This is a genomic window from Streptomyces sp. NBC_01092 (assembly GCF_045039535.1).
GTDB lineage: Bacteria > Actinomycetota > Actinomycetes > Streptomycetales > Streptomycetaceae > Streptomyces.
Genome location: NZ_CP108659.1, coordinates 7,635,120 through 7,659,058, shown reverse-complemented (window position 1 = coordinate 7,659,058; position 23,939 = coordinate 7,635,120). Strand labels below are relative to the sequence as shown.

The 23,939-nt window shown below is 71.3% G+C and carries 15 protein-coding genes; 4 read left to right on the top strand and 11 right to left on the bottom strand.

All coding sequences use genetic code 11. The annotated features are described in order from the left end of the window. Nucleotides 1-68: 68 nt before the first annotated feature. The 6 genes from OG254_RS34880 to OG254_RS34855 form a co-directional block, all read right to left on the bottom strand. Nucleotides 69-635, bottom strand: a complete 567-nt coding sequence (locus OG254_RS34880; RefSeq protein ID WP_405589792.1) for a GNAT family N-acetyltransferase — start codon at nucleotides 633-635, stop codon at nucleotides 69-71. A 118-nt stretch (nucleotides 636-753) separates the two neighbouring features. Beyond that, on the bottom strand, nucleotides 754-1,602 hold the full coding sequence (locus tag OG254_RS34875; protein ID WP_405589789.1) for a GNAT family N-acetyltransferase: 849 nt from the start codon (nucleotides 1,600-1,602) through the stop codon (nucleotides 754-756). 221 nt (nucleotides 1,603-1,823) lie between these two features. Beyond that, complete coding sequence (gene ispG, locus OG254_RS34870) at nucleotides 1,824-2,981, bottom strand: flavodoxin-dependent (E)-4-hydroxy-3-methylbut-2-enyl-diphosphate synthase (RefSeq protein WP_405589786.1); 1,158 nt, start codon at nucleotides 2,979-2,981, stop codon at nucleotides 1,824-1,826. Nucleotides 2,982-3,150: 169 nt separating this feature from the next. Continuing rightward, the gene (locus tag OG254_RS34865) at nucleotides 3,151-4,443 is read right to left on the bottom strand and encodes a M50 family metallopeptidase (RefSeq protein WP_405595375.1); all 1,293 of its coding nucleotides are present in this window, start codon (nucleotides 4,441-4,443) and stop codon (nucleotides 3,151-3,153) included. 8 nt (nucleotides 4,444-4,451) lie between these two features. Next, nucleotides 4,452-5,657, bottom strand: coding sequence for a 1-deoxy-D-xylulose-5-phosphate reductoisomerase (gene dxr / locus OG254_RS34860; protein ID WP_405595373.1), 1,206 nt, complete (start codon nucleotides 5,655-5,657; stop codon nucleotides 4,452-4,454). A 368-nt stretch (nucleotides 5,658-6,025) separates the two neighbouring features. Beyond that, a complete protein-coding gene (locus OG254_RS34855) occupies nucleotides 6,026-7,960 on the bottom strand; it encodes an acyl-CoA dehydrogenase family protein (RefSeq protein ID WP_405589783.1) in 1,935 nt (644 codons plus the stop codon). Between the two features lie 309 nt (nucleotides 7,961-8,269). Here OG254_RS34855 and OG254_RS34850 point away from each other — a divergent pair, with 309 nt between their 5' ends. From OG254_RS34850 to OG254_RS34840, 3 genes are all read left to right on the top strand, one after another. Continuing rightward, the gene (locus OG254_RS34850) at nucleotides 8,270-9,283 is read left to right on the top strand and encodes a LacI family DNA-binding transcriptional regulator (protein ID WP_405589780.1); all 1,014 of its coding nucleotides are present in this window, start codon (nucleotides 8,270-8,272) and stop codon (nucleotides 9,281-9,283) included. Nucleotides 9,284-9,345: 62 nt separating this feature from the next. After that, complete coding sequence (locus tag OG254_RS34845; protein WP_405589777.1) at nucleotides 9,346-11,388, top strand: TIM-barrel domain-containing protein; 2,043 nt, start codon at nucleotides 9,346-9,348, stop codon at nucleotides 11,386-11,388. Between the two features lie 122 nt (nucleotides 11,389-11,510). Continuing rightward, nucleotides 11,511-12,257: a hypothetical protein gene (locus tag OG254_RS34840; protein WP_405589774.1), complete on the top strand. Its 747-nt coding sequence runs from the start codon at nucleotides 11,511-11,513 to the stop codon at nucleotides 12,255-12,257. A gap of 7 nt (nucleotides 12,258-12,264) precedes the next feature. On the opposite strand, the gene OG254_RS34835 is transcribed toward OG254_RS34840, so the two are convergent. After that, the gene (locus tag OG254_RS34835; RefSeq protein WP_405589771.1) at nucleotides 12,265-14,814 is read right to left on the bottom strand and encodes a CHAT domain-containing protein; all 2,550 of its coding nucleotides are present in this window, start codon (nucleotides 14,812-14,814) and stop codon (nucleotides 12,265-12,267) included. A gap of 68 nt (nucleotides 14,815-14,882) precedes the next feature. Between OG254_RS34835 and OG254_RS34830 the strand changes: the two genes are divergently transcribed. Next, on the top strand, nucleotides 14,883-16,676 hold the full coding sequence (locus OG254_RS34830; RefSeq protein ID WP_405589768.1) for a glycosyltransferase family 4 protein: 1,794 nt from the start codon (nucleotides 14,883-14,885) through the stop codon (nucleotides 16,674-16,676). A 57-nt stretch (nucleotides 16,677-16,733) separates the two neighbouring features. Here OG254_RS34830 and OG254_RS34825 read toward each other — a convergent pair whose 3' ends face one another. From OG254_RS34825 to OG254_RS34810, 4 genes are read right to left on the bottom strand one after another with little or no spacing between them, the layout of a single operon-like run. After that, a complete protein-coding gene (locus OG254_RS34825; protein WP_405589765.1) occupies nucleotides 16,734-17,450 on the bottom strand; it encodes a glycoside hydrolase family 12 protein in 717 nt (238 codons plus the stop codon). Nucleotides 17,451-17,485: 35 nt separating this feature from the next. Continuing rightward, the gene (locus tag OG254_RS34820; protein WP_405589762.1) at nucleotides 17,486-19,705 is read right to left on the bottom strand and encodes a glycosyl hydrolase family 95 catalytic domain-containing protein; all 2,220 of its coding nucleotides are present in this window, start codon (nucleotides 19,703-19,705) and stop codon (nucleotides 17,486-17,488) included. After that, a complete protein-coding gene (locus OG254_RS34815) occupies nucleotides 19,702-21,681 on the bottom strand; it encodes a beta-galactosidase (protein ID WP_405589760.1) in 1,980 nt (659 codons plus the stop codon). The genes OG254_RS34820 and OG254_RS34815 overlap by 4 nt, the downstream gene beginning before the upstream one ends. Further along, the gene (locus OG254_RS34810) at nucleotides 21,681-23,867 is read right to left on the bottom strand and encodes a 1,4-beta-glucanase (protein WP_405589757.1); all 2,187 of its coding nucleotides are present in this window, start codon (nucleotides 23,865-23,867) and stop codon (nucleotides 21,681-21,683) included. The genes OG254_RS34815 and OG254_RS34810 overlap by 1 nt, the downstream gene beginning before the upstream one ends. Nucleotides 23,868-23,939 lie beyond the last annotated feature (72 nt).

The window sequence follows — 23,939 nt, the reverse complement described above, 5'->3', positions numbered from 1 at the left end:
GTTGGGTTATGGCAGGAGGTTAGCCGGGTGGTACGGGACGGTGGAAATCGGTTAACCGTGGCCCGTGCCTATCGGCGGCGCAGCGGCAGAGGGGCGCCCATCACGGCGTACGGCTTCGGGGCGCTCGGGAACAGGACCTGGCGGGCGAGGTCGCGGTAGCCGAGGGAGTGGTAGAGGCCGCGGGCCGGGCTGTCGACGTCGATCGCCGAGAGGATCGAGCGGGGTTCGGCGGCGGTGTCGGTGATCGTGGTGATCAGGGAGCGGCCGACGCCCCGGTTCTGGTAGCGGGGGTGGACGTGCAGTTCCGTGATGACGAAGGAGTCGTCGAGCCAGGCGTCGTGGCCCTGGGCCCGGAGGTAGGGCTCCACGACGGTGGACCACCAGTGGGTGCGGTCGTTCGGCATGCCGTACACGAAGCCGACGAGCAGGCCCGAGGCGGTCGCGCCGAGGGCCCTTGCTCCCGGGTAGGTCATGTGGCGCAGGACGATCTGGCGGCGTACGGCCACCTCGTCGGGGCCGAGTCCGAAGGCCACTGCTTGGACGGCGAGGGCTTCGTCGACGTTGGTGGGGAGGTCCAGCGGGCCGATCACGACGTCGTCGGGGTGGCGGCGGTGTGCGTGACCGGGAAGTCGCATGTGGGGAGCGTACAGGGGACCACAGGTTGTCGTTTGGGTGCGGTCTGTCCGTGGTTGGTCGCGCAGTTACCCGCGCCCCGGGGGATGTTGTCCCGCCGTCCCCCGCAAGGGGGCGTGCTCAGAAAAGGACGCTCATGAAGGCGCCGACCTCTTGGAAGCCCACCCTCGTGTACGTCCTTCTCGCCGCCGTGTTGAAGTCGTTGACGTACAGGCTCACCACCGGGGCGACGTCCGCGAGGGCATAGCGGAGCACGGCCGCCATTCCGGGGGCCGCCAGGCCCTGGCCGCGGTACTCGGGGGCCACCCAGACGCCCTGGATCTGGCAGGCGCGGTCGGTGGCCGCACCGATCTCGGCCTTGAAGGCGACCTTGCCGTCCTGGTCGAGGCGGGCGAAGGAGCGGCCCGAGCCGACGAGTTCGGCGACCCGGGCCTGGTAGAGGAGACCGCCGTCGCCGGCCATCGGGGAGACGCCGACCTCCTCGGTGAACATGGCCACGCACGCCGGCATGATCGTGTCCATCTCGTCCTTGCGGATGCGGCGGACGTACGGATCCGGGGTGATGCCGGCCGGCATGTGGTCGGTGATCATGAGGGGCTGGTGGGGGCGGATCTCGCGGGCCGGGCCCCAGTTGGGTTCCAGCAGGCGCCACAGCTGGGCGGTGGAATCGGCCGGGCCGACGATGGAGGAGCAGCGGCGGCCCGAGCGCCGGGCGCGGTCGGCGAAGGCCCGTACGGCTCGGGGGGTGGCGCAGATCGGGACGAGGTTGGCGCCCGCGTAGCACAGGGACGTCAGCATGCCGTCCTCGTACCAGCCCCACATCTCGCCGCCGAGGCGCCAGGGGTCGAGGCCGGCGATCCGGACGCGGGACGTCACGAAGGCGTTCGCGACCGGCTCGCGGTCGAGGACGGCGAGCGCGGCGTCCAGGTCACTCGGTTCGAGGACCCGTGAGGTGGTCTGGGTCAACACGGTGCGGGGGCCTCACGCTGGGGTTCTGCTGGTCCCCGCACTGTACCTGCGGAAGCTTTGCCGTGCCGCCCAGTGGAGGTTGCCGTTCGTTTGCCGGTGACCGTCGGCCAGGGCACCCTCCCTGGGGGCTGCCGCCCCCAGACCCCCGCTTCGGCCCCAAAGGGCCTCGTCCTCAAACGCCGGACAGGCTGAAATACAACTGCCCGGCGCCCCCGGACCTCTCAGCCGGCCACCGCCACCGACGGCTCGCCCGACTCCACGCCCTCCGCCTCCATCTTCTCGGCCAGCTTCATGGCCTCCTCGATGAGGGTCTCGACGATCTTGGACTCGGGGACGGTCTTGATGACCTCGCCCTTGACGAAGATCTGGCCCTTGCCGTTGCCGGAGGCGACGCCGAGGTCGGCCTCGCGGGCCTCGCCGGGGCCGTTGACGACGCAGCCCATGACCGCGACGCGGAGGGGGACCTCCATGCCGGTGAGGCCTGCCGTGACCTCCTCGGCCAGCTTGTAGACGTCGACCTGGGCGCGGCCGCAGGACGGGCAGGAGACGATCTCCAGGCCACGCTGCTTGAGGTTCAGGGACTCCAGGATCTGGATGCCGACCTTGACCTCCTCGGCGGGGGGCGCCGACAGGGAGACGCGGATCGTGTCGCCGATGCCCTGGGAGAGCAGGGCGCCGAAGGCGACGGCCGACTTGATCGTGCCCTGGAAGGCGGGGCCGGCCTCCGTGACGCCCAGGTGCAGCGGGTAGTCGGACTGCTCGGCCAGCAGCTGATAGGCCCTGACCATGACGACCGGGTCGTTGTGCTTGACCGAGATCTTGATGTCCCGGAAGTCGTGCTCCTCGAAGAGGGACGCCTCCCACAGGGCCGACTCGACGAGGGCCTCCGGCGTGGCCTTGCCGTACTTCTGCAGCAGGCGCCGGTCGAGGGAACCCGCGTTGACGCCGATGCGGATCGGGGTGCCGTGGTCCTTGGCGGCCCGCGCGATCTCCTTGACCTTGTCGTCGAACTGCTTGATGTTGCCGGGGTTGACCCGGACCGCGGCGCAGCCGGCCTCGATGGCCGCGAAGACGTACTTCGGCTGGAAGTGGATGTCCGCGATCACCGGGATCTGGGACTTGCGGGCGATGGTCGCGAGCGCGTCGGCGTCGTCCTGCGTGGGGCACGCCACACGCACGATCTGGCAGCCGGACGCCGTCAGCTCGGCGATCTGCTGGAGCGTGGCGCCGATGTCGGACGTACGCGTCGTCGTCATCGACTGGACCGAGACCGGCGCGTCCCCGCCGACCGGCACGGATCCGACCTGGATCTGACGGCTCTTGCGGCGCTCGGCGAGCTTGGTCGGAACGGACGGCATGCCGAGAGAAATCGCAGTCATCTGCTGTGCAACCCCAAGTCGTGGATCAAGATCCGGTCCCGTCAGCAGCGGGCTCCAGGCTTCGAGATTACGGCACCGAGACTCACCCCAGCACATCACGCCCGGTAAACCCACTCATTAGAAGGCGGCCCGGGACATACGATCCCGGGCCGCCGCGAACTCCGTATGACTAGGAGATTCTGACCGGGTTAACCAGGTCCGCCACCAGCACGAGCAGCGTGAAGCAGATGAAGACGCTCGCCACCACGTACGCCACCGGCATCAGCTTCGCCACGTCGAACGGGCCGGGGTCCGGGCGGCGCAGCACGCGCGCGAGGTTACGGCGCAGCGACTCCCACAGGGCGCCCGCGATATGGCCGCCGTCCAGTGGCAGCAGCGGGAGCATGTTGAAGAGGAAGAGGGAGAGGTTGAAGCCGGCCAGGAGGAAGACGAACGTGGCCAGCTGCTGCGACGCCGGGATGTCCAGCGTCGCGATCTCGCCGCTCACCCTCGCCGCGCCGACGATGCCCATCGGGGAGTCCGGCTCGCGCGGGCCGTCGCCGAAGGCCGCGTCCCACAGGGCGGGGACCTTGGAGGGCAGGGCGATGAGGGAGTCGACGGCCTCGCCGACCCGGTCGGACATCCAGGTCACCGAGTCGCCGAAGTCCTGTTTGACGACGCCGGTGGCGGCGCTGAAGCCGAGGAAGCCGGCCTGGACGTAGTCGTCCTTGACGTAGGCCCCGCTCGCGTCCTTCTTCACGACCCAGTTGGTGGCGATCTTCGCGTGCAGGGTCACTTGCTCGCCCTTGCGGTCGACGACGATCGGCACCTCCTTGCCGGCGCTGTCGCGGATGAGGTCGGAGAGGGAGTTCCACTCCTCGGTCGGTACCCCGCCGAAGGAGACGATCTTGTCGCCGGCCTTCATGCCCGCGGCGGCGGCCGGGGACTTGGGGTCGGAGGCCTTGCACTCGTCGCGGTTCTCGGTCTGGGCGATCACGCACGGCGAGACCGAGCTGACGGTGGTCGTCTGCTGCTGGATACCGAAGCCCATCAGCACGGTGAGGAACAGGGCCACCGCGAGGATCAGGTTCATGAACGGGCCCGCGAACATCACGATGACCCGCTTCCACGGCTTACGTGTGTAGAACAGGCGGGACTCGTCGCCGGGCTTCAGCTCCTCGAAGGCCGCCGAGCGGGCGTCCTCGATCATGCCGCGCCAGGGGGATGTGGAGCGGGCCTCCAGGCGGCCGTCCGGTCCCGGCGGGAACATGCCGATCATGCGGATGTAGCCACCGAACGGGATCGCCTTGACGCCGTACTCGGTGTCACCCTTCTTCCGCGACCAGATCGTCGGACCGAAGCCGACCATGTACTGCGGCACCCGGATGCCGAACATCTTGGCCGTGGACAGGTGGCCCAGCTCGTGCCAGGCGATCGAGGCGAGCAGCCCGACCGCGAAAAGCACTATGCCGAGGATGAACATCAGGGTCGTCATGCACGGGCCTCCGCCGTGTGTACCGCCAGTTCCCGGGCCCGCCGACGGGCCCAGCTCTCCGCTTCGAGGACGTCCGCGACGGTCAGCGAAGTTCCCGCACGCGGGGTGCCGTGCTCCTCCACCACCCGCGTCACGGTCTCCATGATCCCGTTGAACGGCAGTGCGCCGGCCCGGAAGGCCTCCACGCACTCCTCGTTGGCCGCATTGAACACCGCCGGTGCCGTGCCCGCGAGCTCGCCCACGTGGCGCGCCAGGTTGACCGAGGGGAACGCCTCGTTGTCGAGGGGGAAGAACTCCCAGGTCGACGCCTTGCTCCAGTCGAACGTGGGCGCGGCGTCGGGGATGCGCTCCGGCCAGCCCAGGCCGATGGCGATCGGCCCGCGCATGTCGGGGGGCGTCGCCTGGGCGATCGTGGATCCGTCCGTGAACTCAACCATCGAGTGAACATACGACTGGGGATGCACGACCACCTCAATGCGGTCGAAGGAAATGTCGTAGAGGAGGTGTGCCTCGATGACCTCCAGACCCTTGTTGACGAGGGTCGCGGAGTTGATCGTGATCACCGGGCCCATGGCCCAGGTGGGGTGGGCGAGGGCGTCCTCGACGGTCACCTGAGCCAGGTCCGCCTTGGTGCGGCCCCGGAACGGCCCGCCGGACGCCGTGACGACCAGCTTTCGTACGTCGGCCCTCGTCCCGGCCGCCAGCGCCTGGAACAGGGCCGCGTGCTCGGAGTCGACCGGGATGATCTGCCCGGGCTTGGCGAGCGCCTTGACCAGCGGGCCGCCGACGATCAGGGACTCCTTGTTGGCGAGCGCGAGGGTGCGGCCCGCCTCCAGGGCGGCGAGGGTGGGGGCGAGGCCGATCGAGCCGGTGATGCCGTTCAGGACGGTGTGGCAGTCGGAGGCGGCGACCTGGGTGGCCGCGTCCGGTCCCGCGAGGATCTCGGGAAGCGGCTCCCCCGTGCCGTACTGGGCCTGGAGGGCTTCGCGCAGCGCCGGTACGACGTCCTCGCGGGCGACCGCGACGGTCCGCGCCTTCAGCCGGTACGCCTGCTCGGCGAGGAGGGCGAGCCGGCCGCCGTTGGCGGAGAGCGCGGTGACGCGGAAGCGGTCCGGGTTGCGCAGCACGAGGTCGATGGCCTGGGTGCCGATCGAGCCGGTGGAGCCTAGGATCACCACGTCCTTGGGGCCGTCGCCCGCCACGGGGTCGTAGACGAGATGCGGGTCGGCCAGGGTGCGGGTCGGAAGCCCCGTCGTCCGCCCGGAGGGCGGGCCCTGCGCCCGCCGCGGAGCGGCTGATGTCGACAGCAGGTGCGTGCTCTCGCCGTGCCGGGCGCTGACCCTCGTACTGGATGTACTTGGGTCAGCGTCCGGTGCGGCGAGAGTGCGTGCATGGCGTCGCGGGGCAGACGGGGCTTCCGACCCGCGCCCTGGGGGGGCTGGACTGTCGCTCATCCCCCCATTGTGGCCGCACGGACCGACAGGGAGGACAGGGCGTCCCCATCGGGCAGGTAACAGGATGGTGAGGGGTCGCTGCGGGCCGTGACCCGTCAGCGCCCCTCACCGGTCGGTCACCCGATCGGACGGTGCACGTTCTCCCGCTCGCTCGGGCCCGGCGTCGCGTCCGCGATCCACACGCCGCCGTCGTCGGACGGGTCGACGATGCCCGACTCCAGCCACTCGTAGGTGCCTGCCATCACACCCTTGACGACCTTGCCGTCGAGGTCGTCGGTGTTGGACCAGAGCCGGCCGAAGAGCTCCTCGACCCGCAGCCGGGACTGCCGGCAGAAGGCGTCGGCGAGCTGGTAGGCCTCACGGCCGTGGTCGCCCCGGGCACGCAGGTGCTCGGCGCGGACGCAGACCGCGCTCATGGCGAACAGTTCCGCGCCGATGTCGACGATCCGGCCCAGGAAGCCCTGCTTGGTCTCCATCCGGCCCTGCCAGCGGGACATGCCGTAGAAGGTGGAGCGGGCGAGCTTGCGGGCGGTGCGTTCGACGTAGCGCAGGTGCGGGGAGAGGTCGACGCCGCGCTTGAACTCGCCGTACGAATACGGCAGTTGACCCTGGCCCGCGACCAGTTTCGGCAGCCACTTGGCGTAGAAGACGCCGGCGCTCGCTCCCGCCTTCGCCTTGTCCTGGAGGGACTTGTCGGGGTCGATGAGGTCGCCGGCGACCGAGAGGTGGGCGTCGACGGCCTCGCGGGCGATGAGGAGGTGCATGATCTCCGTCGAGCCCTCGAAGATGCGGTTGATGCGCAGGTCGCGCAGGACCTGCTCGGCGGGGACGCCGCGCTCGCCGCGCGCCCTGAGCGACTCGGCCGTCTCGAAGCCGCGGCCGCCCCGGATCTGGATGAGGTCGTCGGCGATGAGCCAGGCCATCTCGGAGGCGTACAGCTTGGCGAGGGCGCCTTCGATGCGGATGTCGTTGCGGTCCTCGTCGGCCATCTGCGAGGCGAGGTCGGTGACGGCCTCCAGGGCGAAGGTGGTGGCCGCGATGAAGGAGATCTTCGAGCCGACGGCCTCGTGCGCGGCGAGCGGCTTGCCCCACTGCTCGCGCGCCGCCGACCACTCGCGGGCGATCTTCAGGCACCACTTGCCGGCCGCGACGCAGGAGGCGGGGAGCGAGAGCCGCCCGGTGTTCAGGGTCGTGAGGGCGATCTTCAGGCCCGCGCCCTCGGGGCCGATGCGGTTGGCTGCGGGGACCCTGACCTGGTGGAAGCGGGTGACGCCGTTCTCGATGCCGCGCAGGCCCATGAAGGCGTTGCGGTTCTCGACGGTGATGCCGGGCGAGTTGGTCTCCACGACGAAGGCGGTGATGCCGCCCTTGTGGCCCTCGGACTTCGGCACCCGCGCCATGACGACGAGGAGGTCGGCGACCACGCCGTTGGTCGTCCACAGCTTGACCCCGTCGAGGACGTAGTCGTCCCCGTCGGGTACGGCCGAGGTGGCCAGGCGCGCCGGGTCGGAACCGACGTCCGGCTCGGTCAGCAGGAAGGCGCTGATGTCGGTGCGGGCGCAGCGCGGCAGGAACTGTTCCTTCTGCTCGGGGGTGCCGAACAACTTCAGCGGCTGCGGTACGCCGATCGACTGATGGGCGGAGAGGAGCACGCCGATCGCGGGGGACGCCGAGCCGACGAGGGTGAGGGCCTTGTTGTAGTAGACCTGGGTGAGGCCGAGCCCGCCGTACTTGGTGTCGATCTTCATGCCGAGGGCGCCGAGCTCCTTGAGGCCGTCGATCACCTCGTCGGGGATGCGGGCCTCGCGCTCGATGAGGGCCGCGTCGACCTTCGTCTCGACGAAGTCGCGCAGCTTGGCGAGGAACTCCTCGCCGCGCTGGGACGCCTCGTCGGTGGGCATCGGGTGGGGGTGGATGAGGTCGAGGCGGAAGCGGCCCAGGAACAGTTCCTTGGCGAAGCTGGGCTTGCGCCAGTCCTGTTCTCGGGCAGCCTCCGCCACCTGACGGGCCTCACGCTCACTGACAGTGGGTTTCGTGGGTGCTGCGGACATGAGGCTCACCTCGCCGCGAATCGGGATCATGGGCCGTTTGGTTACCGACGGGTGCTACCCGATCGTATGTACCCGATTACGGGCGACCCCACCACCCTGCGCGCGTCCGTTCAGCCGATACTGACGGAGTACGCCTTGGTGTCCAGGCGGCCCGTGCCCTTGAATACGCCTGCGTCCTGGAAAAACTGTCGAAGCGCTTCGACAACCTATGGACACCCAAGCCTGCCGGGGCTACTGTCGAACCACCCTCACACCCGCCCATGTTCGCATCGCGCACTGTCGAAGCGCTTCACAAAGCTTGGAGAGCGGATGGTCACCCTCGCCGAGGTCGCCCAGCACGCCGGAGTCTCGGCGAGCACGGTGAGCTATGTCCTCAGCGGCAAGCGGTCCATCTCCACGACCACCCGGCAGCGGGTCGAGCAGAGCATCCGCGAGCTCGGCTATCACCCGAACGCGGGTGCCCGTGCCCTGGCCAGCAGCAGGTCGAACATCATCGCGCTGATGATCCCGCTGCGCACCGACATGTATGTGCCGGTGATGATGGAGATCGCCATCGCGGTCGCCACCACGGCCCGCACACACGGTTACGACGTCCTGCTGCTGACCGGCGAGGAGGGCCCCGACGCCGTGCGCCGGGTCACCGGCAGCGGGCTCGCCGACGCGATGATCCTGATGGACGTCGAGCTCGACGACGAGCGGCTGCCGCTGCTGCGCGGCACCGACCAGCCGTCCGTGCTGATCGGGCTGCCCGCCGACACGACCGGCCTGACCTGCGTCGACCTCGACTTCAAGGCGACCGGCGCGCTGTGCGTGGAGCATCTGGCCACGCTGGGGCACCGCGACATCGCTGTCATCGGGGAGGCCCCGGCCGTCTACGAGCGGCACACCGGTTTCGCGGAGCGCACGCTCGACGGACTCCGCTTGCGTTCCCAGGAGTTGGGGATGCGGCTGCTGCACCGGCCGTGCGAGGGCGGGTACGACGCGATGGCCGTCACCCTCGCCCGGATCTTCGACGAGCGCCCGGGCACCACGGGGTTCGTCGTGCAGAACGAGTCGGCCGTGGAGCCGCTGCTCGCCCTGCTGCGCCAGCAGGGCCGTGCCGTGCCGGAGGACGTGTCGGTCGTCGCCGTCTGCCCCGACCAGGTCGCCATCCAGGCCTCGGTGCGGCTGACGTCGGTCTCCATCCCCGCGCAGGAGATGGGCCGGCATGCGGTGCAGCAGCTCATCGCCAAGCTGGACGGGCGCGGCAGCGACGAAGTCGTCCTGATCGCGCCCGAGCTGACGGTCCGGGCGAGCACGGGCCCGGCGCCGTCGGCCTCCTGACGGCCCCTGCCTCACGTGCCTGTACGCACACCCCTGTCTGCATTCCTCCAGGAGCGCGCCTCGTGTCTCAGCCTGCCGCACACCAGCCGAAGGTCTCTCTCGCGCAGTCCTCCCCCACCGTCGGCACGTTCCGCGAGCGGGACGGCGCGCTGGAGTGGAGCGGCCGCCAGGAGACCGTGTCCGTCGAGCCATGGGGGCCGGACGCGGTCCGGGTGCGTACCCGGCTCGGTGGACCGATCCTCGACGGACTGCCGAATGCCCTGCTCGACGAGCCTGAGGCCACCGAGAGCTCGGTCAAGATCGGTGACGAAGAGGCACAGTTGACCGTGGGCGCACTGACCGTCCGCGTCGATGCCGAGGGTCTGATCCGCTTCCTGCGCACCGAGGACGGCACGGAGGTGCTCGCCGAGGAGCGCGCCCACTTCTGGTGGCCGGGCCCGCGCCTCTACACAGCCGTCGGCAACGGCCATCACCGGCTGGAGCAGCGCTTCGCCGCCTACGAGGACGAGAAGCTGTACGGCCTCGGCCAGCACCAGCACGGCCGCTTCGACCAGAAGGGCCTGGTCCTCGACCTGGTCCAGCGCAACGCCGAGGTCGGCATCCCGGTGCTCGCCTCCAGCCGCGGCTACACCCTGCTGTGGAACAACCCGGCGATCGGCCGCGTGGAGCTCGCGCACAACGGCACCCGGTGGGTCGCCGACTCCGCCCGCCAGATCGACTACTGGATCACCGTGGGCACCCCGGCCGACGGCCAGCGCCGCTACAGCGCGGTCACGGGCCGCACGCCGATGCTGCCGGAGTGGGCGGCGGGCTTCTGGCAGTGCAAGCTGCGCTACCGCACCCAGGACGAACTCCTCGCCGTGGCACGGGAGTACAAGCGCCGGGGCCTGCCGGTCTCGGCGATCGTCTGCGACTTCTTCCACTGGACGCACCTCGGCGACTGGAAGTTCGACCCGGCCGAGTGGCCCGACCCGGCGGCGATGGTCCGTGAGCTGGACGAGCTCGGCATCAAGCTGGTGGTCAGCGTGTGGCCCTCGGTCTCGCCGCTGAGTGAGAACCACCCGGTCATGGAGCAGCGCGGCCACTTCATCGGCACCCAGTACGGCCCGATGGCGCACGCCGACTGGCCCGACAAGGAGGTCGCGTCGACCGTCCAGGTGGCGTTCTACGACGCCACCAACCCCGACGCCCGTGCATTCCTGTGGTCGAGGATCAAGCAGAACTACCTCGACCCTTACGGCATCACCGCCTTCTGGCTGGACGCCTGCGAGCCGGAGCTGAAGCCGGGCTTCCAGGAGAACCTGCGCTACTGGGCGGGCCCCGGGCTGGAGGTCGGCAACATCTACCCGGCCGAGAACTCCCGCGCCTTCCACGAAGGCCTGCGCGCGGAGGGCGAGTCGGAGATCGTCACCCTCAACCGCTCGGCGTGGGCGGGCAGTCAGCGCTACGGCGCCGCCCTGTGGTCCGGCGACATCGGCACCGACTTCCCGACCCTGCGCCGCCAGATCGCGGCCGGCCTCAACACCGCGCTCTCCGGCATCCCCTGGTGGAACACCGACATCGGGGGCTTCCACGGCGGCGACCCGGACGACCCGGCGTACCGCGAGGTGATGGTCCGCTGGTTCCAGTTCGGCGCCCTGTCCCCGCTGATGCGCCTGCACGGCTACCGCGACCCGGGCATGCCGCTCGGCCCGGAGATGACCGGCGGCCCGAACGAGGTGTGGTCGTACGGCGAGGAGGCCGGCGCGATCCTGGAGAAGTACCTGCGGCTGCGCGAGCGTCTGAAGCCGTACGTCCTGGACGTCATGCGGGAGGCCCACGAGGAGGGCCTGCCGGTGATGCGGCCGCTGTTCCTGGAGTTTCCCGACGACCGGCCGGCCTGGTCGGTCGACGACGCCTACCTCTTCGGCCGCGACCTGCTGGTCGCCCCGGTGCTGACGGCGGGCGCGACGGCCCGCACGGCGTATCTCCCGGCGGGCGCGAGCTGGACGGACGCGTGGACGGGTGAGACGTACGACGGCGGTACGACCGTGACGGTGGACGCTCCGCTGGACCGCATACCGCTGTTCCTGCGGGACGGGGCCTTTCTGCCGATCGCCGAGTAGCGGCTACTGCGGCGGACCGCTCGACGCCGGGCGCCGCTCCGGGGAACTGGAAGGCGCCCGGTCGAACCGGGAGAATGACGGCGCACCAACGACGTCAGACGGTGGTTCGACGGAGGGGGACGGTGGTGGCGGGGCTCACGCTGAACGTGGCGATCGGATTGCTCACCAGCATGCTCAGCGCGGCATTCGTCTGGCTGTGGCACCACGGCCGCAAGGCACGTGCGCTGCATCGGATGGCAGGGTTCTTCGGTATGCGGCCGGGCGAGACGTGCATCGTCGTCATGAACCACAAGTGGGACCGGCCCGGGGTGGCCGCACACCACGACGTGCAGGCCATGGTCGAGGCCGTCGTGCTGGCCCGGGAACTGGGCTGCGAGGTGTCGATGCGGGTCAGCGGGGAGTTCCGCGACAGCAACGGTCCGTGCGCGGAGTTCTGCATCGGCGGCCCGGAGAACGGCTCCAACGTCCGTACCGCCGGGCATCTGGAGCACAACGTTCCCGGGGTCGAGCTCCGGCCCTTCAGCGACCGGCCGGACTCCATGGCCGTCGTCGTGGGAGGCGAAACCTTCCCCTGGGAGCGCGGGCAGCGCGAACACGCGCTCGTCGCCAAGTTCCGGCCGCCGTCCGCGACCCGGCCGGTGTTCGTCGTGTGCGGCCAGAGTGCCCTCGCCAACCACGCGGCCATGATCTTCCTGCGCCGCTCCCACCGGGAGCTGTCGGCCCGGTTGGCGAGCACGGAGCGCTTCTGCGTGGTTCTGCGGATCGAGGCGATCCCCACCTACGGCGTCCAGGGCGCCGTTCTCGCCCGGGACGTCTCGGCGTCGGCCTTCGAGCCCCGGCCGGGGCTGCGCCCGGCGACGGCCGGCTGACCCCGGATCAGTCCCCGGCCCCCATCACGCACATGCCGGCCCAGTCGTACGGGCCGAGCTCGGGGTACCGGTCGCGCGTTTCCCGCGCGGCGGTCCGCAGCGCCGACCGCGCCGGCCTTCCGTCGGCGATCTGCCGCAAGGCCTCGGCGGCGATACGGGCGGCGGCCTGCTCGCCGATCCGCCCGACCCCGGCGAGCACGGTCCGCGCGCCTCCGAGCAGGCCTCCGACGGCGAGACTCAGCGGGTCCCGGCCATAGCGGCTGGCCGCGGTGGCGCTCCAGCAGCCCACGAGCAGCAGCAGTTCGGGCAGTGGCAGGGCGGCGAGCGAGTCCAGGGTGACCGCGGACGGGCCCAGCGCCGCATCGCCCGGGGCGGCCGAGTGACCGCTGACGTAGAGCAGGGCCGGGTGCGCGAGCCCCGCCACGTCGGCCAGGCCGCCGAGCGGCCGGTGCCCGCCGGGCCAGGCGTCCAGCGCGGCCCGCTCCTGCGTGTGCGCGGGCAGCGCGTCGTCCAGGAGGCTGCCCGCCGGCCCTGCGCCTTCTCCCGTCGAACCGGCGGGCCTCGCCCGGTCACGGACCAGGCACAGGGTGCGCAGGCTCGGCGTCAGCACGACCTCCGCCACGTCCAGCAGAGCGGTGTCCCCGCGCAGGAGGGCGCCGTAGGGCACATGCCACAGACGGGGGTCCGGGCAGACAACGACCGAGCGCGGAGCGTCCAGACTGCCTCGCCAGATCTCCCGGGCGGGCAGCAGGACCTCGCCCAGCGCCCGCCACACGGAGCTGGTCACGCCGCGTGGTGGCAGCAGCTCACCGGCGGCCAGCCGTCCGATCACCCCGTCCAGCCGCTCGGGCACCGGCTCCACCGTCGCGTGCCAGCGGCCGCCCCGTTCCCGTACGGCCGTCGCCGACCACCAGCCCGCGGTGCCGTGGCCGAGCTGCACCATCACGACGACGTCCGCGAGCGCGTCCAGGGCCTGGGCGGAGGGCAGCCCGCCCGGCAGCGGCAGAACACCGACCTCGTCGTCGCCCCCTCCCGCCAGCACCTGCGCCACGGCGGAGCCCAGCGCGAACAGGTCGTGCAACAGGTGCTCGTCGGCCGGCGGGGGAAGCAGCGGCAGCCCGGTCAGCGGGCCGGCGAGCGAATTCCCGTCCGACAGCACCCGGTTGAGCAGGTCGGCCCGGCCCAGCTCCATGACCTGGGCGACGGCCTCGTGATCCGAGACGGCGCAGTGGAGCCTGATCGCGGCGGTGTACGCCTCTTCGCGCTCCGCGTGCACACCCCAGCGCGCGGCCGGGTCGCTCAGCAGGTCGCGTTGCAGCTCCGCACCGGTGAGCGCGCCACGTCCGGCAGCGAACCAGACGGCGGAGGGCAGCACCGACTCGTCGGAGATCGACAGTGCGTCGTGGAGGGCCTGCCAGGTGCGGGCCAGATCCCGGCGGTCCGGGCGGGAAGCGGTCGCGAGGATCACAGCCAGCTGGGCCGCCGCCTCGCGCTGGTCACCGCCGGAGGCGAGCAGGGCGCGCGCCAGGTGCCGCCGGCGGCGCAGTGCTTCGAGGGAGTCGTCGTCCGGCCGGACTCGCCCCGCTCGGCGGGCCGTGGCCTCGGCGCCCGCGAAGTCCCCGGCCGCGTACTGGATTTCGGCCCGCTCCAGCAGGACCTGGCCGAGCCGGGACTGCTCACCGGTCCGCTCGCACTCCTCGGCCAGTTCGTCGGCCAGTGCCAGCGCCTCCGCTGTGCGGCCCAGTGCTCCCAGACACTCGATCCGGGAGATCTTCGTGATCGCGAGGTTGTCGGCGCTGACCCCGGTGAACAGGGCCTCGGCGCGCAGGTAGGCCGCGAGTCCCGCCTCCGGGGCGCCGGTCATGACATGAAGTCGCGCCTGGCGCACGGCGATCATGCCGCGGGTGAGGTCGTTCACCTCCTTCTCGTGCGCCTCGGCAAGGGTCCGCGCCTGCGCCAGGGTCGCGGTCGCGAGGTCCAGCCGGCCCGACAGCCGTTCGTCGAGGCTGCGTTCGAGCAGGGTCTGTACATGGATCAGGGTCATCCCGGGCCGGTCCGCGAAAGCGCGGCACACCTCCAGCGACCGCTCGCAGTGAGCGATGCCCTCCTGGTACTCGCCGGTCAGCCCGCGCAGTGTGGCCAGTTCCCGCCATGCGACCGCGTGCGCCCTGGCCGTCGGCTCCTCCAGCGGGAGGGCGAGTTGGACGTGGTCCCACATCTCGGCGACCAGGAAGCCACGGCGCAGCCGGTGGCGCATGGCGAGCAGGCTCGTGACGCCGACGACCTTCGCGTCGTCCCCCGCTCGGACGGCGACCACGCGGGCGGCGAGCAACAACCGCAGGCTGCGCCGATACCGGCCGTCCCGCCAGGCGTCGTCGGCCAGGTCGCCGTAGAACCCGGCGAGTTCGCGCCACCGCGCGGCCTGGTGCAGTCCGGCCGCGGCCCGGGCCGCACGCTGCAAGAGCTCCGGATCCGGCGGCTCGCCGGGCGCGGTACGGAACACGGCGTCCGGCACCAACAGGGTTTCCAGGAGCGGAGTTCCGGGGCTCGACAGCACGTGGTCATGCAATCACGGTGAGCTCGGTACAGAGGGAGAAACCGTGGGTTCTCTGACATCATCGGGGCATGGCCGACGCGATGTTCTCTCTGATCGTCCAGGTTGCCGCTGGGCTGTTCGCCGAGTCGACCAGGTCGTTCGTCGCCGACGTTCTCCTCGATCGCTTCCGGAAGGCGGGAGTTCAGGCCAAGCCCGGTCTCGACCTGGGTGACCGCGGCCCGGAGGGAGCGGGCGGACATGCGGTCACCGCCGTCGTGGTCAGCGCGTTCGGCGCAGCCGGGGAGGACGGCGAGCGGTCACTGGGCCGGGCCTCGCGGGAGATCGTGGGATGGCTTGCGTCGGCCCCGCCCGCGGTCGCCGGCTCGGTCCGGGTGGAACTGGTCAACCGGGAGACGGGCGCCGTGGCGTGGATCGACAGCGGGACGCCCGCCGAGGCCGCCGCGCTGCTGGGTCCGGTGCTCGGCGGCGAGTGGGCGAGCGCACCCATGGTGTGGGACGGGACGGCGTGGACCGAGGAGGCGCGGGCCGACCATCCGGGCGAGGCACCGCCGGCCGGATTCGCCGGGCGGGCGGTTCCGCCGGCACAGGCCGCGCCGGAGCCGGATGTGCCCGGTGCGGCAGGGGGCGGCGGTTCCCCTGGCAAGCGGATCCTGGTGGTCGCCGACGAATGGCTGCCCGCCAAGGGAGGCCTGAGCGCGTTCAGCCGCTATCTGTGCCTGGCTTTCGCGGCCCTGGGCCTGGAGACGTACTGCCTGGTGCCCGAACCCTCTGCGAAGGAGGCGGCGGACGCCGACAAGTACGACGTGCGGCTGATCGGCGCGCCCGTGCCTCCGGGACGGCCGCGTCAGGAAGCCCTCATGCAGAAGCCGGAGCTGCCCGGCGGTGTCACGCCGGACATCGTCATCGGGCACAGCTGGGTCACCGGCTACTACGCCAAGGTGATGCAGAGCTACTTCCCGAACGCGCAGCGGGTGCACTTCATCCACATGTCCGCCGACGACACCCCTTTCCTCAAGCGGCGCGACCCCGGTGCCGCGACGAACTCGGCGGCGGTGGCCGAGGAGCGCGCGAGCGCCGAGGAGGACCTGGCGCGGGGGGCGAAGCTCACGGTCTGCGTCGGGCCGCTGCTGCACGAGTGGTTCGCCCGCCATGTGCACGAGAGGGCGGGCATCGCTTCGCCGGTGCGGCTCGACCCGGGGTTCGACGGACCCGACGGATTCAGCAAGGAACCCCGCACCCGGCCTCCGTTCGTGCCGAGAATCCTGCTCTTCGGCCGGCTCTCCGACGACGGGATCAAGGGCGTCGACCTGGCGGCGCGCGCGGTCGGCGCAGCCATGCGGGGCCGTACTGCGCACCGTGAGGTGCAGCTCATGGTGCGAGGGATGCGGCCGGAGGACAACGCCGAAGCGCTGAAGGAGCATCTGGAGGACCTGGCCGACTGCCCTGCGGTCAAGGTGCTGCCCCGGAACTTCACCGACGATCTGGAGGTGATCCGCAGCGATCTGCGCACCTCCAGCCTGGTTCTGATGCCCTCACGGGTCGAGGGATTCGGGCTGGCCGGACTGGAAGCGATCACCTCGGGCACGCCCGTCCTGATCAGCGGTGCCAGCGGTCTGGGTCTGCTGCTGGAGGAACTCCTGTCCCAGGAGTTGCCGGAGATGATCACCCGGCTCGTGGTGCCGGTGCGCAACGGGAAGCGGCACGACGATGCCAACGTCGACGACTGGAGGATGGCGATCGCGATGGCTCTCGGCCATCTGGACGCCGCGTTCGCCGACGCCGCGACGGTCCGCTCCGCGCTGGCCCAGAAGCGGACCTGGGCGATGGCGGCCACCAAGCTGCTGGAGGAGCTCAAGCACTGACGGCCGAGGGACCCGGGCCGGCGCCGCGTGGGCGTACGGCATCGGCCCGGGAAGCGGTCAACTACTGCTGACCGTCAGGTTGTTGGTGACGAAGTCGAGGCCGCCGGACGACGAGGTGATCTCGTAGCCGAACTGGACGTCACCGATGGTCTCGCCGCTGGACATCCAGCCCTTGGTGTTGGCTATCCAGCCGAGGATCGGCTTGATGTCCACGCTGCCGGAGCTGGAGTCGGAGGTCCGCAGGAACGAGAACACCTCGTTCACTCCGTTGCTGCCCTTGTAGACGGTCCAGGTGTGGCCGCCGAGGGTGACATTGCCCTGCGAGGTGCCGAGCGGGCCGACGGCGCCGTTGTAGTTGACCCAGAGCATGATCTCGTAGTCGTAGTCGGTGTCCCAGATGTCGTACGACGTGTTGTACGCGCCGGACGACGGGACCGTGACGTTGTAGCTGCTGGTGAGCGAGCCGAGGGAGGCGATCGTCTTGTTGATCACCTTCTTGGCGTTCGGGTAGGACTTGATGCCGCCGGTGTTCGGGTGGTTGGCCCAGACGCCCCAGTTGGTACCGGAGTTGGCCCAGACGCACTGGCTGCCGGCGCCGGAGCCCCAGATGTTGTTGTAGAGGGTGTAGCCGTTCAGGCTGGTGTTGCCCCACTGGTCGCAGGAGTTCCAGACGGCGGCCTGTGCCGGGGCGGAGGCGAGGCCGACGGTGGCGCCGAGGGCCATCGCCGGGGCCAGCACGGCCATGGTGATCTTGCGGAGTTTGCTGTGTGCCATGGTGTCCCTTCCATGGGTGGGGGGAGTTGCGGGGGTCACCACGCCCCGAGGCTGAGGACGTGGTCTTCTCCGGCCACCAGGTCGAGCGGTCGAGCGGCGCCGGAGGAAGTCCGGAGTTCGATACGGAGGGTGCGGGTCGACCTGAGGATCGCCGTGACCCCGCCGGGCGCCCAGGTCAGATCGAGCTGCGCGCCGAACCGGGTGCGGATGCCCCGCAGTCGGCCTTCCGGCAGGTCGGGCGGCAGTGCCGGCAGCAGGACCAGCCGGTCCGGGGTCGACTGCACGAGCATCTCGATCAGTACGGCGGGCAGGGTGTGCGCCGCGTCCGCGTTGTAGACGCCGCGGTTCGGGTAGTGGGCGCTCATCAGGGAGGCGTGGAAGAAGTCGCCGCCGAGGACCTGGTCGAGGGCGTGGGCGACCCGGTCGCCGTCCCTGAGGCGGGCCGCGATCAGGGCGTGGTGGAGGTGGCCGTGCGCGGAGTCGTTCTCGGCGCCGCGCAGTTCGAGGGCGCGATGGGCGGCCGACGCGAGGTCCGGGGTGTCGTACGGGGTGATCTCGTCCAGCGGCCAGACGCCGTAGAGGTGGCTGAGATGGCGGTGGTCGTAGGTGTCCTGCAGGCCGGGCCACGCCCACTCGGCGAGGGCGCCGTCGGCGTTGATCCGGTGCGGTGGGAGACGGTCGGCGAGGGCGCGCCAGCGATCGGCCTCGGGGGTGCCCGGGTGGTAGTGGGCGGCCGTGCGCAGGGCGTGCCGGGCGGCCGAGAGGTCCATGGCCGCGTTGATCGTGCCCCAGCTCGCGCCTCCCGGGCGGTTCTCGGGCGAGTAGGAGGGGACGACGACGAGATGGCCCTCGGCGTCGGTGCGAGTGAGGAAGTCCTCGTAGAACTCAGCCACTTGGGCGAGGAGGGCGGCGGTGCGCGGGTCGCGTTCGCCCCGGGTCTCGTCGTGGTCGACGAGGGGCTTGAGGAGCCAGTCGGCGCCCGCGGTCCACAGGTGCAGGGGGTACTCGCGGCTGAAGTGGTAGATGTGCCCGGACTCGCCGTCGGTGTGGGCGGGCGCCACGACGCCACGGGTGCCGAAGATCGCGCGGGCGTTGTCGCGCCAGTGGTCCACCTGGCCGTGGACGAGGGCGGCATGGGCCTCGGTCACCTCCGGGAGCGCGGCCGCCGCTGCCGAGGCGGTCTGGAGGTTGAGGTTGGCGTCAGTGGTGAACGCGCCCGACCAGGCCGTGTTCCAGTCGCCGGTCCACAGGCCGGTGAGGCGGGGCGGCAGCATGCCGGAGGCGGAGAGCAGGTGGTAGCGGCCGGCCGCGAAGAGGCGTTCCAGGAGGGCGGGGCTCTTCGAGCGGCGGAGCAACTCCGAGCCGGGCAGGGTGCGTTCGCGTTCGTCGCCGCCGAGGTCGAGGCCGGCGCGGAGGTAGGCGGGGCGGTGCAGGGCGACATGGCGGGCGAGCAGGGAGGCGTACGGGTCGTCGTCGCCCTCGGGCAGGAGCGCGCGCAGCTCACGTGCCTCGGCGAGGGCGTCCAGCTCGCCGGTGTGGCGCCGGACGCGGGTGAGGAGGAGCAGGGAGCGGGCGTTCTCGATCCGGATGCCGGGGAGGGAGGTGCCGATACGGCCGTCCGGTCCGCCGGTGACGACGGCGAGGGTGATGCCCGTGTAGGCGCGGTCGCTGCCGGGACGGCGGACGCGGAGCGTGAGGAGCGCACCTTCGGGGGCGAGGACGGCACTGTGCCCCACAGCCAAGTCATGCGGTGCGCCCGGCAGTTGGTGGTCCAGGGTCACCTCGGCGCTGAGGCCGGGCTCGGTGACGCGGTGGACGATGACGTCGTCGGCACGGGAGACGAAGACCTCGCTGCGCCGGCCGCCGCACCGGGCACTGACCACACCGGTCGGGAAATCGACCTCGCGACGGTAGCCGTCGGGCTGCTCGGCGCTCTGGTTGCGAAGCCGTATCCCGAAGGCGGGATGGAAGGGCCGCACCCACTGGAGTTCCCGCCCGTCGGTGAAGCTCTCGGCGGCGGTGACGTCTCCGGCCAGCAACCGGTCCTGGAGAAGCGGGAGTTCGGCGGCGAGGGCGGGCGGTCGGGCGTGTTCGGCGCCGTTGGGGCGGACCAGGGTGTGATGGTTGACGATGACCCGGTCGGTGTTCGGATCACCGAACACCATGACGCCGTGTCGGCCGTTCCCGCTCAGGAAGGCGTCCTCCCAGCGGGCGGCGGGGGCCGGCTCCCAGGTGCCGTGCGCCGGCCCGCTCATGCGACGGCCTCCAGTACCGCGACCCCGTACCGCCCGAGCTCGACCGCGTCGGTGACGTCGGCCCCGGTCAGCAGGTCGCGATGGCGGCCGGGCACCGGCACGGTGACCCCGTCGCGCCCATGGTTGAGCAGGAAGAGCAGCCCGCCCCGCCGTACCGCCTCGACCGCTGCCGGGAGCCCCGCGAGGGTCGGTCGTACGCCCGTCTCGGCGGCGATGTCGGCGAGCAGCGTGCGCAGGGCGTGCGACTCGGGGAGGGTGGAGAGGTACCAGGCGCGTCCCTTGCGCAGGACCGCCGGGAGCCCGTCCAGCTCGCCGCCCTTGTACGGGGTGACGGCGTCGACGTCGTCCGCCGCCTCGATCTCCTCGGACCACAGGGTGCCGTGGAAGCCCGCGACGTCCACCGTCTCGCCCGCGTCGAGCGGCCACCAGTCGTGCAGGACGCCGATGCCGAACAGGGCGCGCAGCCGGGCGTCCATGCCGCCCTCGCGGACCCGGTCGTCCTCGTCGGCGATGCCGGTCTGGAAGCCGCAGACGAGGGTGCCGCCTTGGTGGACGTAGGCGACGAGGTTGTCGATCGCCGCGTCCGTCATCAGATACAGCTGCGGCACGACGACCAGCTTGTAGGCGGACAAGTCGTGCTCGGGGTGGGCGAAGTCGGCCACGACGTGCGCCTCCCACAGAGCGCGGTGCCAGGCGCGGACGACCTGCGGGAAGTCGACCTCGCCGGACAGCCGCCCGTCCTGCAGGCTCGCCCACCAGGCGTTGAAGTCGAGGAGTACGGCGACCTCGGCGGCCTCGACCCGGGTGCCCGTCACCCGCTCGCTCAGCAGGGCGAGTTCGGCACCGATCCGCTTGACCTCCTGGAAGGTGCGGCCGTGCTCGCCCGCGTGGCTGACCATCCCGGAGTGGAACTTCTCCGAGCCCTGCCGGGACTGCCGCCACTGGAAGTAGCAGACGGCGTCGGCACCGCGGGCCACGGCCTGGAGGGACCAGAGGCGGCCCAGGCCGGCGGGCTTGGGGTGGTTGACCCCGCGCCAGTTGACCGGCCCGGCGGCCTGCTCCATCACCGTCCAGGGCCCGCCGCGGGCCTGCGAACGCGTCATGTCGTGCACGAGGGCGCCGTACTGCCCGCCGAACGGATCCCGCGGATCCGGATAGATGTCGATCGAGACGACGTCCTCCTGCTCGGCCCACTGCCAGGCGTCCAGCCCCTGCCACAGCGCCATGAAGTTGGTGGTGACCGGGATGTGCGGGCTGTGCCGGGCGACGATGTCCCGCTCGGCGAGGTAGCACTCCAGCAGCGCGTCGGACGTGAACCGCTGGAAGTCCAGAACCTGGGTGGGGTTCTTCATGTAGTGCGCCCGGCGCGGCGGCAGGACCTCGTACCAGTCGCCGTAGCCCTGGCTCCAGAAAGCGGTCCCCCAGGCCCGGTTGAGGGCGTCGAGCGTGCCGTACCTGGCCTGGAGCCAGCCGCGGAAGGCGTCCTCGGCCTCGTCTCCCCAGTCGTAGGTGCAGTACTCGTTGTTGATGTGCCACATCCGCAGCGCGGGGTGGCTGCCGTAGCGGGCGGCGAGGTCCTCGGTGATGGCGGCGGCGTAGCGGCGGTAGGTCGCGCTGGAGTGGGAGAAGTGCTGGCGCGAGCCCCACCACTCGGTGCGGCCGTCCTCGTCGCGCGGGAGTGTCTCGGGGTGGAGGCGGCCCATCCAGGGCGGCGGCGAGGCGGTCGGGGTGGCGAGGACGACGCCGATGCCGCTGTCGTGCATCAGGTCCATCAGCCGGTCCAGCCAGCCGAACTCGCGTGCTCCCGGCCGGGGTTCGAGCTTCGCCCAGGAGAAGACGCCGAGGGTGACCGAGTTGACGCCTGCCTCCTTCATCAGCCGGACGTCCTCGTGCCAGGTCTCCTCGGGCCACTGTTCGGGGTTGTAGTCGCCGCCGAAGAGGATGCGGCCACGGGTGGCGACGCTCAGGTCCGGCATCAGACGGGCTCCCCGTACTGCACACCCCGCCCGTTGGTGGCGAGGTAGACACGGCCGTGGATGCGCGGGTCGCCGGTGACGGCCGCGCCGATCCAGCCCCACTGGTGCCGGTCGTCGTTGATCCGCACCCAGGTCCCGGCCTCGTCGTCGGAGTGGTGGACGGCCGTGACGCTCTCGGTGGCGCCGACCATGTAGAGCGCCGGGTAGGAGGCGCCCGGGGCCGCCCTGCCGAAGCCGAGGGTGTACGAGGCCCAGCAGCTGGAGACCTTGCTGAAGGTCGCGCCGCCGTCGGTGGAGCGGTACAGGCCGTTCCATTTGAGGCTCAGCCACAGGTCACCGGACCGGCCCGGCGCCACGGCCAGCTGGAACTCCCTGTCCCCCGAGTTGAGCCCGCCGGCCCGCGCGGCGAACGTCAGACCGCCGTCGGTGCTGGCGTGGAGGGTGCCGGTGGCGGTGTCGAACGCGTAGAAGACGGACGGGTCTGCCGGGTCCGCGACCGGGGTGGCCCCCTTCGGGAAGGAGGTGACCTCGGACCACGTGGCGCCGTTGTCGGCGGAGCGCTGAGTCGGGTAGGGGGTGCCGTCCCAGTGCACGAAGGACCACAGCAGCACGCTGCCGTCGGCGTTGGCGGCTATCGGCCCCGGCGCGTCCTTGGCGATGGCGGGCTGTGCCTCGAAGGGGGCCCAGGTCTGCCCGCCGTCGTTCGAGTGGGCGCCGTTGCCGTGGTCACCCCAGCCCGCCCGGACGACGTACGACGGCCTGGCCGCGGCCTGCGCGAGCCCGGTGGACGACCCGAACACGGGATTGGTGGCCATGCCACGCGCCGGGGACGCGGTGAGCGACTCGTGGTACACCACGCCGATGTCCCCGTTGCCGCTGATCAGATGCGCTTCCCCGGCCGGCGGCGAGAGCAGCTGACGGACGGACGTCTCCTCCAGGCCACGGATCTGCGGGGCCCAGTGCGTGAGATCCCGGGTGCCGTAGAGGGTCGCACCCGTGCCGTACACGATGTGCCGCGAGTCGTACGGGTCGATGCCGACCGCCTGGATCCACCAGCCGAACTTGGGCTTGCCCTCACCCCACTTGAGGTAGGGCGTCTCGGAGACGTCGAGGACGGCCGTGTCCTTCAGGGACGTCCAGGTGCGACCGCCGTCGGTGGTCCGGTACAGCGTGTCGATGTCGGCCCACCGGTTGTTGGTGGAGACGACGACGGTGCCGGGGCGGCGGGCGTCGACGGCGACACCGCCATAGCCGAAGGTGTCGGTGCCGCCGGGCTTCACCGGCGTGACTTCGGTCCACTTCCCGTCCGTCGTCCGCAGCTTGTGCACACTGCCGGCCGACTGGCCGTTGGGGCCGGGCGCGTCGGCGTACGTCACGTACAGCTCACGGGTGTGGCAGTCGTACGAGGCGCGGATCGGAACCCTGGCGACGGTGCCGGTGGGCCGGCCGGGGACGGGCTCCCAGGTGGTGCCGTCGGTGGTGCGGTACAGGTTGGGCTCGTCGGCCGTGCCGTCGGAGTCGCCCCAGCCGGCGTAGACGGTACGGCCGACGACGACGAGGAAGGTGACGCCCTGGCCGGTGGCACTGGGGGTGGCCGGGAAGCTCGCGGCCTGCCAGGTGGCGCTCCGGTCCGTCGACTTGAGCAGCCCGTCGTGCCGGGTACCGAGCCACAGCGTGTCGCTGTCCCGGGGATCGACGAGCAGGCGCTCCCCGCACCCACGCCCGTCCTCGTTGGCCCCGAGTTTCACGGCGAGGTCGGTACGGGTCCAGGTGGCACCGCGGTCGTCGGAACGCAGCACGGCTCCGTTGCCGGCCCACGACTGGGCGTAGGTGCCGAGGGCGAGGTACAGCCGGTCGGGGTGGGCCGGGTCGACGGCCATGGCTTCCACGCCGAGCAGATTCCAGTCGTCCCAGCCGAGGTGGTCGATCAGCGGGACCCACCGCTCGTGACGGTCGTCCCAGCGGTAGGCGCCCCCGATGTCGGTACGGGCGTAGGCGAGGCCGCGGACGGAGGGGTGGAAGAGGACGCCGGTGACGAAACCGGTGCCGCCTATGACGGCGGTACGCCAGCGGTAGGTGGGGGCGGCCGCCTGGGCGCGCCCGGGTAGGAAGGGGACAGTGGTGAGCGCGGCGGCGGCAGCGGTCCCGGCAAGGACGGCTCTTCTGCTCAGGCCGGATGTGCGCATGGACTTACCTCGCTCTGCAACAGGGGGAGTGGAGCGCGCCCCAAAGGGGCGCGGGGAACTGCGCGACCAGCC

Coding starts and splice junctions, on each gene's coding strand:
- OG254_RS34880 (WP_405589792.1), bottom strand. CDS start 635: ATGCGACTTCCCGGTCACGCACACCGCCGCCACCCCGACGACGTCGTG.
- ispG (WP_405589786.1), bottom strand. CDS start 2,981: ATGACTGCGATTTCTCTCGGCATGCCGTCCGTTCCGACCAAGCTCGCC.
- OG254_RS34865 (WP_405595375.1), bottom strand. CDS start 4,443: ATGTTCATCCTCGGCATAGTGCTTTTCGCGGTCGGGCTGCTCGCCTCG.
- OG254_RS34855 (WP_405589783.1), bottom strand. CDS start 7,960: ATGTCCGCAGCACCCACGAAACCCACTGTCAGTGAGCGTGAGGCCCGT.
- OG254_RS34850 (WP_405589780.1), top strand. CDS start 8,270: ATGGTCACCCTCGCCGAGGTCGCCCAGCACGCCGGAGTCTCGGCGAGC.
- OG254_RS34830 (WP_405589768.1), top strand. CDS start 14,883: ATGGCCGACGCGATGTTCTCTCTGATCGTCCAGGTTGCCGCTGGGCTG.
- OG254_RS34825 (WP_405589765.1), bottom strand. CDS start 17,450: ATGGCACACAGCAAACTCCGCAAGATCACCATGGCCGTGCTGGCCCCG.
- OG254_RS34820 (WP_405589762.1), bottom strand. CDS start 19,705: ATGAGCGGGCCGGCGCACGGCACCTGGGAGCCGGCCCCCGCCGCCCGC.
- OG254_RS34815 (WP_405589760.1), bottom strand. CDS start 21,681: ATGCCGGACCTGAGCGTCGCCACCCGTGGCCGCATCCTCTTCGGCGGC.
- OG254_RS34810 (WP_405589757.1), bottom strand. CDS start 23,867: ATGCGCACATCCGGCCTGAGCAGAAGAGCCGTCCTTGCCGGGACCGCT.